General features: G+C 45.1%; 11 protein-coding genes. 10 read left to right on the top strand and 1 reads right to left on the bottom strand.

What is annotated here, in order from left to right; genetic code table 11:
- Nucleotides 1-7: 7 nt before the first annotated feature.
- Nucleotides 8-697: a hypothetical protein gene (locus R7F07_RS04090; RefSeq protein ID WP_031778833.1), complete on the top strand. Its 690-nt coding sequence runs from the start codon at nt 8-10 to the stop codon at nt 695-697.
- A gap of 86 nt (nt 698-783) precedes the next feature.
- Here the strand turns inward: R7F07_RS04090 and R7F07_RS04085 are convergent, their stop codons facing one another.
- Nucleotides 784-1785, bottom strand: a complete 1002-nt coding sequence (locus R7F07_RS04085) for an AraC family transcriptional regulator (RefSeq protein WP_137282774.1) — start codon at nt 1783-1785, stop codon at nt 784-786.
- Between the two features lie 107 nt (nt 1786-1892).
- Between R7F07_RS04085 and R7F07_RS04080 the strand changes: the two genes are divergently transcribed.
- The 9 genes from R7F07_RS04080 (at nt 1893) to R7F07_RS04040 (ending at nt 13301) form a co-directional block, all read left to right on the top strand.
- Nucleotides 1893-2219: an MFS transporter gene (locus tag R7F07_RS04080; RefSeq protein ID WP_017635162.1), complete on the top strand. Its 327-nt coding sequence runs from the start codon at nt 1893-1895 to the stop codon at nt 2217-2219.
- Entirely contained in the window at nt 2219-3442 is a 1224-nt protein-coding gene (locus R7F07_RS04075; protein WP_171342617.1) for an HlyD family secretion protein, read from the top strand. The genes R7F07_RS04080 and R7F07_RS04075 overlap by 1 nt, the downstream gene beginning before the upstream one ends.
- A gap of 101 nt (nt 3443-3543) precedes the next feature.
- Nucleotides 3544-4866 carry an ABC1 kinase family protein gene (locus tag R7F07_RS04070; protein ID WP_137282776.1) on the top strand — a complete coding sequence of 441 codons (1323 nt, stop codon included), beginning with the start codon at nt 3544-3546 and terminating at the stop codon, nt 4864-4866.
- Between the two features lie 112 nt (nt 4867-4978).
- Nucleotides 4979-6325 carry a magnesium transporter gene (locus R7F07_RS04065; protein WP_158173403.1) on the top strand — a complete coding sequence of 449 codons (1347 nt, stop codon included), beginning with the start codon at nt 4979-4981 and terminating at the stop codon, nt 6323-6325.
- Nucleotides 6326-7129: 804 nt separating this feature from the next.
- Nucleotides 7130-8368: a cytosine permease gene (gene codB, locus R7F07_RS04060; RefSeq protein ID WP_053349281.1), complete on the top strand. Its 1239-nt coding sequence runs from the start codon at nt 7130-7132 to the stop codon at nt 8366-8368.
- 9 nt (nt 8369-8377) lie between these two features.
- The gene (locus R7F07_RS04055) at nt 8378-9655 is read left to right on the top strand and encodes a cytosine deaminase (RefSeq protein WP_171342618.1); all 1278 of its coding nucleotides are present in this window, start codon (nt 8378-8380) and stop codon (nt 9653-9655) included.
- A 248-nt stretch (nt 9656-9903) separates the two neighbouring features.
- Nucleotides 9904-10542 carry an HD domain-containing protein gene (locus tag R7F07_RS04050; RefSeq protein ID WP_065275174.1) on the top strand — a complete coding sequence of 213 codons (639 nt, stop codon included), beginning with the start codon at nt 9904-9906 and terminating at the stop codon, nt 10540-10542.
- Nucleotides 10543-11301 carry a helix-turn-helix domain-containing protein gene (locus R7F07_RS04045; protein ID WP_054574577.1) on the top strand — a complete coding sequence of 253 codons (759 nt, stop codon included), beginning with the start codon at nt 10543-10545 and terminating at the stop codon, nt 11299-11301.
- Nucleotides 11302-11447: 146 nt separating this feature from the next.
- The gene (locus R7F07_RS04040) at nt 11448-13301 is read left to right on the top strand and encodes an MFS transporter (RefSeq protein ID WP_171342619.1); all 1854 of its coding nucleotides are present in this window, start codon (nt 11448-11450) and stop codon (nt 13299-13301) included.
- The last annotated feature ends 113 nt before the right edge of the window (nt 13302-13414 follow it).

The following is a 13414-nucleotide window of genomic DNA, read 5'->3' as shown; positions in this document are numbered from 1 at the left end:
GAAAAACATGAAGAAACTTATTCTATTCGCTCCCTTGCTCCTTGCTGGTTGTGGTGGCCTAGCCGTCATGGATCGTACTGATGCCGTAAAAGCACAACCAGAAATGCTGATCAAAACCGACGGTGATTTTTGGGGATTCGGTGCAGATGGCCATTTTGATTTTGCTGGTAAGTACAAAGGCAAGTATTCACGCAGTGCTTCTAACTCAAGTTGGTTTAACCGTATCTCTTTCAAAGAAGGTTCAATGGGCGCAGAAGTGACTCGTATCGACAGCGGGGAAACTTGGCTTTTGAACTGCACCGGAGGCGGTATGTCGGTTAACTACATGGGCGTCGATTTTGGTGGGAATGATCCTTACACCTGTGACATTACTCAAGATGGTAAAAAAGTCGGTGAGTTTGCGATGGAGCCAAAATCGGCTCTCATCGACATCAGCTTTGAGAAAAAAGAGACAGGCGTAGTGCGTATTGGTAGCACCCACTTTAATGTAGAAACTGTACATACTAGTCCTGACGCCATGATGGCGGTAGACATTCCATTGGGTTATAGCTTTAAGGAGGGCACACAAGAAATTGCCGCAGTGCAGACGAACGGTACCATTGCGGTACAGATGCTCCCTGAACTTAGCGAACAAAAAAAGGATGTAATTGCCATCGGCGCTGTTGCAAGTGCACTAAGTTGGCGTCCTAAGAAATAGCCACCACATAAAACGACACAAAAAAATAACAAAGCCCTCAACTTTGAGGGCTTTTATTGCTTGTACTCATAGAGATAAGTGGAGCACTACTTCTCTAATCTTCCCGTATACTGCTTGGGCGTTAATCCACGATGTTTCTTAAACATACGATTGAAGCTCGCCACATTGGTGTAACCAAGGCGCGTGGCAATGTCATCAATACTCACGCGCTTACTCAACAAACCAGCTGCAATATTACTCAATACATAGCCAGAAACCGTCGAAAAATTGAGCCCTAATTTATGCAAACGACGTTGAAACTGCTGTTCAGATAAATCAAGCAGAGAAGACACGCGCTCTAACGTTGGCAATCCATAATGGCTGCTGTAGTTCACCACTTCATAAATCACTTTCAACTCGTCTTCTGGATCGGGCATATTAAGCAAATCATCCAAATCGGAAAAACTCATCGCTAGACGGCTGTCTTCTCGATGGCTCACTTGGCGAGAAGCTAGTCGGTCATCTCTCGGGATCCATATCTCTGTTTTTGGCTGACTCCATTCCACCTCGCAGCCGAAATATTCCCGGTATCGCTCAGTATTTTTTCTCGAGCCTGAAACCTTGACACGTAAAGGCTGGTAATCTTTGCCAAGAAATTCGCGTAACACCTTAATCATAAATACCGCACAGCGGATACTATCGTGCACCTTTACTGACGTTTCTATAAACGGGTTGTGGTAAGTCCATTTGATGATTTTACCCGACTGTTCGCCAGCAAAAAACGCCCCTGATTGTAGGTTGCTCACACCATAATTCACTCGCCGAATGGTACTGGCTAAATCATTGCCGGAGAATAACCAGCGTCCCACTGGCCCTAGCTTTTGCAGTTCAATACCTCGACTGAGACTCAACACCACATCCGGGTCACCACTGGCTTGTTCAACACAAAGATACCATTCCGCAACGGCTTTTAGCGGGATCAGTGTCATTGGGTTACGAAACACCGATGCTGGGATCCCTAACTCATCCGAGTCCAAATTGTATTTAGATAACGCGAGGTTATGCATGTTTAGAATGCCCATCGCGCGAATAAACCGAACCGTTTTCATAACCAATCACATCAAATTTAATCCTATAGTGATTGAATCTGTCACAAAGAAAGCCGCAAATCAAATTCAGATCACAATACGCCAACAGTTTGATAGAGGAGTGTTTAATGAGTTTACTGAGTGTCCCATTTGTCGGTACAGGCGCAGATACGGCGTTACATGTTGTCGCTGCTGTCGTTTTAATCGCGAGTGTCGCGGGCGCGTGTTACGGCTTTTGGAAAATCCATGAATTGCCTATCAATAAAGCACACAGCAAAGACCATCATCAGATAGGGCTCATCACTGCGCTGACCTGGATAGGGTTTGTCTGGCACTGGGTTTGGGTGCTAGCCGTGATCTTTGCATTTGTTGATATGGAAAAAGCCATCATCAATCTGCGTGATACATGGAAAAGTAAACCGCAAACAGAAACACAGCCAAAAGAGGAAGCATAATGTTAGAAGGTTTAGCGGTATGGGCTCTCTTCATCTATCTGCTGCGTTTGGTTGGCATGCCTTGGAACAAAGCAACCAAATCGTTCGCTTATCTTGGCGGCTTGGGTTGGCTAATGTTCGTCTGGGTAGGTTTGATTAACTTCACCCCGATGGATTTATCCGGCGGTTCTGTCGTTCAGTCACCACATATCCAATTGCGTCCAGATTCAACCAATGTAAAAGGTAAAGTTGACCACATTTACATTGAGCCGAATCAGAAAGTTAGAGAAGGTCAGCTCATTTATGAACTTGACCCAACGCAATACAAAATCGCATTAAATCAAGCGAACGTATCCGCTGATTCTGCTCGCGTTGCATTAGCTACAGCAAAAGGCGACATCGAGATTGAAGAAGCTAACCACGAAGCGCTAGTGCAAGATCTAGAAACATCCAAGAGCCAGTTGGAAGCGGCCAAAGTTGACTACAAATTGCAGAAAAAAATGCTAGATCGTTATGTTGAGCAAAACCGAGTGGTGCAAAACACCATCACGGAAAGCGACATCGACAAACAATCGAGCACGGTAGATATGGCACGTCACAACGTGTTGACCCTTGAGTCTCAAATCAAGAAGAAACAAGTCGATATTTCCCGTGCAAAACTGGCGATTCATAAAGCGGAACTTGCAGTTGAAACCAAACAAGCCGAACTGCGCCAAGCGAAAGAGCAAATTGCAAAAGCGCAATGGGATTTGAATAGCACAAAAGTTCATGCCCCAACAGATGGCTTTGTCACCAACTTTATCCTGCGTGAAGGTCAGCGTGTATCAATGATGCCGCGTATCAACATGTACACCAACGAAAAGTACGTACTAATGCGAGTGAACCACCAGGCGATTCGTAACATCAAACCGGGTCAGTCAGCGGAATTCTCTTCGTCCGTTTACCCAGGTAAGATCTTCTCAGCGACCGTCGAAGGCATTGTTGAAGCAACAGGTGAGTCACAAGGTAATCTACTGGGTTTCGATGATTCCGTACGTGTCACCACTGGAAAGAACTTACAGAACAAACACCACTTTGTTCGTCTTAAGATTGATGAGCCAGAAGGCTACGATATCCCTGTTGGCTCTGTTGGCCTGGCATGGGTCAGCGGTGAAAAACCGATAGGCTTCATGGCCTTCTTAGATGTGATTCGCGGGATCATCATCCGAATGAAGTCTCAACTGTACTTCTTCTACTCTATCTAAACTCACAAACCGCCAGTTACGCTGGCGGTTTTCTTTTCATTTGTATCCAAACATATCCTTTTCCCGTATAACAATTAGTTAGTAAATAGCGGAGAAGATTCATGTCGGCAAAGGAAAGAAGCCTACCTACCCATCGCATCTCAAGATTCAGCAAGTTCGCTTCACTTGCTACCCGTGTCGCAGGCAATGTGATTGCAGAAGGCACGAAGCAGATAGCCAAAGGCAACAAACCAAAAGCGAAAGACCTCTTGCTGACGCCACAGAACATCGCGCGCTTAACTGACCAACTTGCTCACCTGCGTGGCGCTGCAATGAAGCTTGGTCAAATGCTATCAATGGATGCTGGTGATGTATTAGAACCTGAACTTGCCGATATTCTTTCCCGTCTTCGCTCCAACGCAGACCCAATGCCTGCAAAACAACTCAACGCAGTAATGGAAAGTTCGCTGGGAACGAATTGGAAAGCTGAGTTTCTGTCATTTAACTTCAAACCAATCGCCAGTGCATCAATAGGACAAGTGCACCAAGCCTACAGCGATGCGGGCGATAACCTAGCCGTCAAAGTGCAATATCCGGGCATACGGAAAAGTATCGATAGCGACGTCGATAATGTCGGTACACTGCTCAAGGTCGTTGGGTTGATTCCCGAGTCTGTCGACTACAAAGGATTACTCGAAGAAGCGAAAAAGCAGCTACATGACGAGGCCGATTACGCACGAGAGGCACAATTTGCCATTCGTTATCATGACGCTTTGAAGGAGCACCTTCATTTTGTGGTGCCCAAGATTCATACTGAAAGTTGCTCAGACTCCGTTCTCGCGATGGAATTCATTGATGGCAGTCCGATTGAGCAAATCGAACATTATGATCAGAGTACGCGAGATTTTGTCATGCACAGCCTACTCGAATTACTGTTTCGAGAGCTGTTCGAATTTAAGATGGTGCAAACCGACCCTAACTTCGCCAACTACTTATATATCGAAAACACTCGTCAAATCGGCTTGCTAGATTTCGGGGCGACTCGCGAGTACAGCGAGCGGTTCAGCACTGGTTATCGCCAAGCTTTTGCATCTGTCGTGAATAATAACGAACAAGGCTTGAATGATGCGCTTGAACAAATAGGCTTCTTCAGCCAAACCATCCTTCCAGACCAACGCCAAGCGATTCTCGATTTAGTAAAAATGGCATGTGAACCGATGTTAGTTGATGAGCCTTATGACTTTAAAGCCAGCGGCTTAGCACAAAAGCTTCGCGAAGCTGGCACTATATTGAGCATGGAACAAGAATACTGGCATACTCCACCAGCAGATGCCCTATTTTTGCACAGAAAAATCGGCGGAATGTACTTGCTGGCAGCCCGTATTGGCGCAAAAGTGAACATTCGCCAATTGGTACAGCCATATCTCACCATCAACAGCGAATAGCCTATTGTTTTTCTGTTACTTTCAAGTACCTTGAGCAAGGTTAAGATGCATAGTTGTGCATCTCAATAACATGCCATACTTCCATAAAACGAATTAACTATCGGGGTACTCGGTGAGCAAGTTTCAAGATCTCTCCACTCTAATCCAGCAAATTGGCCAAGCCGAAGAAGCGGATCAAGTCGCAACGCTCAATGAATCTATTGAAGCGGGCCTCGAGCCCGGCGCGGTTGCCCTGATTCTAGAAGCATTTCCAATCGACGATCGTGTTCGCTTATGGCGAGCTTTACCACTAGAGCTACATATCGACGTGTTAACGGAAATGCGTGCGGACGTACGTTTCTCTATCATCAATGCGTTATCTGAAGTCGAGCTAAAGCTCACTCTCGCTAAACTCGACAACTTGTCGCTCATCGAATGGGCCGATTCGTTGCCAGAGTCGATCATCAACGAAGCGCTCTCGTTGATAGAAAAAGATGAGTTGGAACTTTACGATCAAGCAAACGAGTATGCTGATGAAGAACTCGGCCACTGGGCTGAACGTAAGATCATCACCCTGCCCTTCAACATTACGATTGGGACAGCTAAGCAGTTAATGGAGCGCTATAGCTACGACACGCCTCAACAGGTATATCTGATTAATCGTAATAAACAGTATCGTGGAACGGTCAATTACTTCGATATCTTACGTGGTGACCCCGATACTCGCTTAAAAACACTCGTTATTGAGGCTGTGACGGTTCTAGACAGTAAAATGATGCTTCCTGAAGCGGTAGAGGCATTAGAACACAGCGCACTGCCCGCTCTCCCTGTAACTGATGCAGACCAAACACTGATCGGTGAAGTCGATTGGCAGTTTGCATTGAGTACACAGCGTGAAATCTACGAAGCACGTTTGATGGCCGGTACAGGTATGGATGAAGGCGATGACTTGTTTGCGCCAGTATTAAAAAGCTCACAAAAGCGCGGTGTTTGGTTAGGCATCAATTTGCTTACTGCGATTTTGGCGTCTGTCACTATCGGACTATTTGAAGATGTAATTGCGCAGGTGGTGGCTTTGGCGGTGCTCATGCCAATTGTTGCATCCATGGGGGGCATTGCTGGCAGCCAAACGCTCACTCTAATGATTCGTGCGATGGCGCTTAATCAGATCACCCCAGGTAACCGTTTCAAGCTATTGAAAAATGAGTTGGGTATTGGCTCTCTGAACGGCATTGCTTGGGCGTTAATCATCGGCGGGCTCGCCGGATTGTGGTTTCAATCTCCGGTTCTTGGGGGAACCATCGCGCTCGCCATTATCGTCAATATTATTACCGCAGCTTTATTTGGTGTGCTGATTCCCATTATTCTGGATAAGTTTAAATTGGACCCCGCTTTGGCTGGCTCGGTGATTCTAACAACAGTGACAGATGTAGTTGGTTTTTTCGCCTTTTTAGGAACGGCGAGTTTAGTCATGCTTTAAAAGGTTCATTGTTTATTAATCAATCATTAGCATAATAGAGTCAAATTGCATAACGCAGTTGCAAATTGCAAACATACTCAAACTTTAAGCAACGCATGTCACAGAAACTACGTATTTTAGGGCATATTAAAGTTGGCACAGTAACTGCATTATATAAATCGACCCTTCTTAAGCCGAGGGTCACCTAGCCAACTGACGTTGTTAGTGAACTTGATTTTGTTCACATGTATATAAGCCAATCGCACTCTTTGCGGTTGGCTATTTTTTTATGTGGCTATTGCCCTCTTATCCTCTGACCGAGCTCGGTTGTACTTTTCTTACCCACAACAGATTGTTTACTGTTTATAAAATTCAAATATTCGCCCACTAAACCATTAGAAATGCCAGCTTCAACAAAAATAAATCACCTACATAAAATAAAACCAAGAAAACACACCCAAGAAAAGAACAAATAACGTCCAAACCAAAAACCTCATCATGAAAACGTTTTCTTTTCATAGAAATCGACTGAACAATTCAGAGTTATAGATAAATTTAATCCATAAAAACAAATAGAAATTCAAAACATTAATTTCACATAGAAAACCTGTCTATAAATCATAGAAAATACGTAAAAACAAACTTTCCACTTTTAGAATTTAAAAACCAAACCATTGTTATTAAAAGAAAAAATACACAACAAAAACCAAGCAAACGTTTAAATTGCAATTTTATCATTGACTATTAAATTTACATCACGATAATACGCGCCGTTTGCCTGAAATCAGGTGCTATAATTTAATGTTTCAATGTGCGGAGGTAATAATGGCTGGAGACAATAATTACAGTCTTGGACCAGTTCCCAACACGGCCAGAAAAGGCGTGGCATCACTTACAATGGTGATGTTAGGACTCACTTTTTTCTCCGCAAGTATGTGGACTGGGGGTTCTCTCGGTACTGGGCTCTCCTTTAATGATTTTTTCCTCGCTGTTCTCATCGGTAACCTAATCCTCGGTATTTACACTTCTTTCCTCGGTTACATCGGCGCTTCTACTGGTCTCTCTACTCACCTTCTTGCTCGTTTCTCTTTTGGTTCTAAAGGCTCTTGGCTTCCTTCCGCTCTTCTTGGCGGTACTCAAGTCGGGTGGTTTGGAGTTGGTGTCGCGATGTTTGCGATTCCGGTGCACAAAGCAACGGGCATCGATACCAATACTTTGATCCTCGTCTCCGGTTTGCTCATGACCGCGACCGTTTACTTTGGCATCTCCGCACTGATGGTGTTGTCAGCAATTGCCGTTCCTGCCATTGCGCTACTTGGCGGCTACTCTGTCATCGAGGCAGTAAATAGTGTTGGCGGTATAAGCGAACTACAACAGGTTCAACCAACCGAGTCACTCGATTTTTCAATAGCTCTCGCGATGGTTGTCGGCTCTTTTGTCAGTGCTGGTACATTAACGGCGGATTTCGTACGCTTTGGTAAAAAGCCGCGCAGCGCCGTGATGATCACCATGGTGGCATTTTTCATCGGTAACTCGTTAATGTTTATCTTTGGCGCGGCAGGTGCATCGGTGACGGGTCAATCAGACATCTCTGAAGTGATGATCGCGCAAGGTCTTCTTATTCCAGCTATCATCGTTCTTGGCTTGAACATCTGGACGACCAACGACAACGCGCTCTACGCATCGGGGCTTGGATTTTCCAACATCACAGGCTTACCAAGTAAATACATCTCAATGGCGAACGGTCTTGTTGGCACACTTTGCGCTATCTGGCTCTACAATAACTTTGTTGGCTGGCTGACCTTCTTATCGTTGGCAATTCCACCGATTGGCGGCGTGATCATCGCTGACTTCTTCACGAACCGTAAACGCTACGCAAACTTTGAAGCCGCCCAATTCCAAAACGTTAACTGGGCTGGCATTATCGCTGTCGTGATTGGCGTTGGTGCGGGACACTTCCTGCCTGGCGTAGTGCCGATTAACGCTGTACTTGGCGGCGCAATTAGCTTCCTGATTCTTAATCCTATTCTTAACAAAAAAGCACTGGCTACACAGCCAGCGTAAGGAACCATCATGACAACACTACTGATCAAAAACGTAACGCTAAAAGGACAAGAAGGTCTGCAGCAAATTTTGATTGAAGATGGTCAATTCAAGCGCATTGAAAGCAACGATGTGGAGCTTAGTCATAACGGTGACATCATCGATGCTGAAGGCGGTATGGCGGTTGCGCCTTTCTGCGAGCCACACATTCACTTAGATACAACTCAAACCGCAGGCGAGCCTAGCTGGAACATCTCTGGCACATTGTTTGAGGGTATTGAACGTTGGGCTGAGCGCAAAGAAATGCTGTCGATTGAAGACGTGAAAGCGCGCGCAAAACAAACCTTAAAATGGCAGATAGCAAACGGCGTACAACACGTTCGTACCCACGTCGATGTTTCAGACCCTACCCTAATTGCCCTAAAAGCGATGGTAGAAGTGCGTGAAGAGATGAAAGAGTGGGTAGATATCCAAATCGTCGCCTTCCCGCAGGAAGGAATTCTCTCTTACCCAAATGGCAAAGAGCTGCTAGAAGAAGCCGTCAAATTAGGTGCGGACGTGATTGGCGCGATTCCACACTTTGAATTCACACGCGAATATGGCATTGAATCGCTGCACTACGTGTTCGAATTAGCGCAAAAATACGACCGTCTGATCGACGTGCATTGTGATGAAATCGATGACGAACAATCTCGCTTCGTTGAAACACTGGCAGCATTAGCGCACAAGTTTGATATGGGGAATAAAGTCACCGCCAGTCACACCACAGCGATGGGTTCCTACAACGGTGCATACGCATCTCGCCTGTTCCGTTTATTACGCATGTCCGGTATCAACTTTGTGGCAAACCCTCTGGTGAACATTCACTTACAAGGCCGTTTTGATGATTACCCAAAACGTCGCGGCGTAACACGAGTGAAAGAGATGCTGAATGCCAACATCAACGTCTGCTTTGGACACGATGATGTATTTGACCCTTGGTATCCACTAGGCACTGCAAACATGCTGCAAGTGCTGCATATGGGTCTGCACGTGTGTCAGGTGATGGGTTACGACCAAATCAACAACTCACTGGATCTGATCAGCACCAATTCAGCACGTACACTGAACATTCAAGACAAGCACGGCATTGAAGAAGGCAAACCAGGTAGTTTACTGATTCTTCCCGCAGAAAATGGTTTTGACGCAGTACGTCGCCAAGTGCCGGTTCGTTACTCTGTTCGTCACGGTAAAGTTATTGCAGAAACACAGCCTGCAACAACTCATATTCATCTTGAACAAGCAGAGCAAGTAACGTTCAAAAGCTAAAAAGATCGGCGAAACTAAAAAGGCCTGACGACATCGTCAGGCCTTTTTTCTACTGGTAAACATCACTGCTCGCTCTGTCTATTCTTGTCTCATAAACCACTGAACACATTGAAAGGCCATATAAAACGGCTCAGTACCAAACGTTGCACAAGGTTCTGGTGGCTGAATCTCAATTACACCATCGCACTTGGAAATTATTCTAAGCGTTGGGCATACTTCTGACTTCATTTTAGTTGTAGATATGAACCATGACGTCATTAAACCAGATAGAACCGCAATTTTTGGAATTTATGCAGCAAGAGATGCAAGTAGATGCAGCTCATGATCTTAAACACGTAAAACGCGTGGTCAAAACAGCGAAACAGCTCTGCAAAGAAGAAAATGCAGACATCGCGATTGTATTACCGGCTGCCTATTTGCATGATTGCTTTACTTACCCGAAAGATCACCCAAATCGCAAAGAGAGCTCAATCATCGCAGCCAAAAAAGCGGTCGCATTTTTAGAGAGTATCGATTATCCGCAGCAATATCATGATGCCATTGCTCATGCGATAGAGGCACACAGCTTTAGCGCAAACATCAGGCCAAATACGTTAGAAGCCAAAATCGTCCAAGATGCCGACCGTCTGGACGCTTTAGGCGCAATTGGCGTGACGCGATGCATTCAAGTCAGCACTCAATTTAACGCGCAACTTTACAACGACAGCGATATATTTGCCGAAGAACGTGAACTTAACGATAAACAATTCACTCTGGATCACTTTCAGACCAAGTTATTCAAAATCGCCGAAACTATGAACACAGAGTCAGCAAGACGCGAAGCGCAAAAACGCAAAACCTTTATGCAAACGTACCTAGAGCAGTTACACGACGAGGTAACAGCGTAAATGTCAGAAAGCTATACGTTAATTAAAGAGCTTAAACGCCAACTAAAGTTAGCTGGGCTGCATTATGCGGATGTTGCACAACACCTTGATTTAAGTGAAGGAAGCGTCAAACGTTTACTCGCTGAAGGTCAACACATTAGTCTTGAACGCTTAGAACGCATTTGCCAATTGATTGGTTTAGAAATGGCGGACCTGTTTAAGCTTGCGGCTGCGCACAATAAAGGTCTAGAGTCGCTAACGTTAGAGCAAGAAAAGCAGTTGGTTGATGATAAAGCCCTGCTACTCGTGGCAATCTGTGTTGTAAATGGCTATCAGTTTGAACAAATCGTTCAGCAATATACCTTCAATGAGTTGGAACTGGTGCAAAAGCTTGCTCATTTGGATCGGCTGAACATCATCGACTTGCAGCCAAATAACAAAATTCGTTTGCGTATATCTCCGACATTTAAGTGGCAGATGGGCGGCCCTATTCAACGGTTCTTCCAACAGCAAGTTCAAGACGCCTTTTTCCAAAGCTACTTTTCTGGTGAAGATGAAAAGTTCTCCATGGCAACAGGATTGATGAGTGTACCAACCAACAAGAAGCTACAACAGAAACTGCAAAAGGTCATCGATGAGTTTTATCAGGCTTGCCAAAATGATAGCTCTCTCGATATGGACGAAAAACACGGCACCTCTCTGATTATTGCGATGCGTCGCTGGACGTTCCCTTTGTTTGAACCATGGGAAAGAAAACTCCCCAACAAGTCTCGCAGTTAGTAACTCAATAAACAAATGGAAATAAAAGTAACGAATTTTGTTACTTTTGGTGGCGTACAACGTCACTTGAAAGAGAAAGCTGGTTTAATCGTTCATTGAGCATAAAGTGCTCCCATCTCATTCGACTTTGTTTAATCGGGGCCCGTATGTTTTTCTCAAAACGCTTTTTTCCTTACTTTGTGACGCAATGCCTTGGCGCACTCAATGACAACATCTACAAAAACGTTCTGTTATTGATGGTCACATACAGCCAAATTGATAACCTACCAATATCCGTCAATCTATTCGTTAATTTGGCGGCAGGCTTATTCATCCTACCTTTCTTTCTATTCTCAGCGCATGCTGGTGCCGTCGCTGACAGCATGGACAAAGCCAAATTAATCCGACGTCTAAAGCTCATCGAGCTGGCTATCATGTCTTGCGCAGCAACCGCTATTGCCACCCAAAGTGCCATGCTGATGCTGGTTCTGCTGTTTATGACAGGCACTCAATCGGCCTATTTTGGCCCCGTGAAATACGCCTTACTACCACAAGCGCTCAAACCAAATGAGCTTGTTAAAGGAAATGCTTGGGTTGAAATGGGCACGTTCCTTTCGATTCTTATAGGTACGCTTAGTGCAGGCCTGCTGCTAGCCATTCCTAATGGTACCTTGATTGCTTCTTGTGTAGTGATTGCCTTGTCTTTGCTTGGGTTCATGAGCAGCGTGAATATTCCAGCGATGCCTAGCCAATCGAATGACAAAGCGAAATTTGAGCCGATTTCTGGTTTAAAGAACACGTTAAAAGTGGCAAAAAAGCAGAGAGGCATCTGGATGTCTATTCTTGCCATCAGTTGGTTCTGGTTCATGGGTGCGACTTACCTAACTCAATTCCCTAACTTCGCACGCGAACATTTGTTTGCAGACAGTACTGTCGTTTCTTTACTGTTGGCATTGTTTTCCATTGGTATCGCGACAGGCTCTTGGTTGTGTGAAAAGCTCTCTTTCAACCACGTTGAGCTTGGTATTTTGCCATTCGGTATCCTTGGAATGACAGTGTTTGGCGTCGACTTGCTATGGGCAGTCCCGAGTTATCCATCGCTTCCGGTGCACTTTTATGATGTGCAAAGCTTCGTTGCTGAATCCAAACATCTGCGCGTCATGATTGACCTGTTCCTTGTTGGTGTAAGCGGCGGTGTCTTTATTGTTCCTCTTTATGCGTTCATCCAATCGCGTTCAAACAAAGGGGAATGTGCACGTGCCATTGCTGCTAACAACATCATGAATGCATTGTTTATGGTGGTGTCTGCTTTGATTTCGATCGTTGTACTCAGCGTACTAGAGCTTTCTATTGTGGAACTGTTTGCCATGATGGCAATAGGTAACTTCTTCGTGGCAGTCTATGTCTATCGTCAAGTACCGGAATTCACACAACGCTTTATCAGTTATTTACTCAGCCATTGTATGTATCGTGTGTCCGTAAAGGGGCGCCAACATATTCCTGAACAAGGTGCTGCGTTAATCGTGGCTAACCATGTTAGCTATGTCGATGCATTGATTTTGATGGGAACCTCTACTCGCCCGGTTCGTTTTGTGATGGACAAGTCCATCAGCGAGCTACCTGTTCTTAAATATGTATTCCGTCATGCCGGTGTTATCCCGATCTGTTCTCCACGTAAGTGTGCCGACACTTACCGACGAGCATTTGAGCAGATTGAACAAGCACTTAACGACGGTGAGGTTGTCTGTATCTTCCCTGAGGGTCGTTTAACGTCTAACGGTCAATTGGGTGAGTTTCGCCCTGGTGTAGAGAAAATCCTTGAACGTAACCCTGTTCCTGTCATCCCTATGGCGTTAAAAGGGCTTTGGGGTTCTTTTTTCAGCCACAAAGGCGGACATGCTCTCACAAAACGACCGACTCGTTTTTGGTCAAAAGTGGATGTTGTTATCGGTGAAGTGTTAAGTCCTGCGTCTTTAAATCGTCATCAATTGCAACAACAAGTACAGGATTTACTGGGCTGAGTCGCTTGCTACAGCAGTCAAACTTTGCAGCAAAACGTAAATATGCACCACAAAGCACAAGTAGTTTCTTGTCAATTAGAGTAGGATATCTACGACGTCATAAATCTAGGAGG

It is taken from the genome of Vibrio sp. YT-16 (genome assembly GCF_033337405.1).
Lineage (GTDB): Bacteria > Pseudomonadota > Gammaproteobacteria > Enterobacterales > Vibrionaceae > Vibrio > Vibrio alginolyticus.
Note: the sequence above shows the minus strand (reverse complement) of the source record. Positions and strands in the feature narration are given on the sequence as shown.

Bases quoted from the DNA above. Each gene is read 5' to 3' on its own strand.
- R7F07_RS04085 (WP_137282774.1), bottom strand. From the start codon at position 1,785: ATGAAAACGGTTCGGTTTATTCGCGCGATGGGCATTCTAAACATGCAT.
- R7F07_RS04070 (WP_137282776.1), top strand. From the start codon at position 3,544: ATGTCGGCAAAGGAAAGAAGCCTACCTACCCATCGCATCTCAAGATTC.
- R7F07_RS04080 (WP_017635162.1), top strand. From the start codon at position 1,893: ATGAGTTTACTGAGTGTCCCATTTGTCGGTACAGGCGCAGATACGGCG.
- R7F07_RS04055 (WP_171342618.1), top strand. From the start codon at position 8,378: ATGACAACACTACTGATCAAAAACGTAACGCTAAAAGGACAAGAAGGT.
- R7F07_RS04050 (WP_065275174.1), top strand. From the start codon at position 9,904: ATGACGTCATTAAACCAGATAGAACCGCAATTTTTGGAATTTATGCAG.
- codB (WP_053349281.1), top strand. From the start codon at position 7,130: ATGGCTGGAGACAATAATTACAGTCTTGGACCAGTTCCCAACACGGCC.
- R7F07_RS04040 (WP_171342619.1), top strand. From the start codon at position 11,448: ATGTTTTTCTCAAAACGCTTTTTTCCTTACTTTGTGACGCAATGCCTT.
- R7F07_RS04090 (WP_031778833.1), top strand. From the start codon at position 8: ATGAAGAAACTTATTCTATTCGCTCCCTTGCTCCTTGCTGGTTGTGGT.
- R7F07_RS04075 (WP_171342617.1), top strand. From the start codon at position 2,219: ATGTTAGAAGGTTTAGCGGTATGGGCTCTCTTCATCTATCTGCTGCGT.
- R7F07_RS04045 (WP_054574577.1), top strand. From the start codon at position 10,543: ATGTCAGAAAGCTATACGTTAATTAAAGAGCTTAAACGCCAACTAAAG.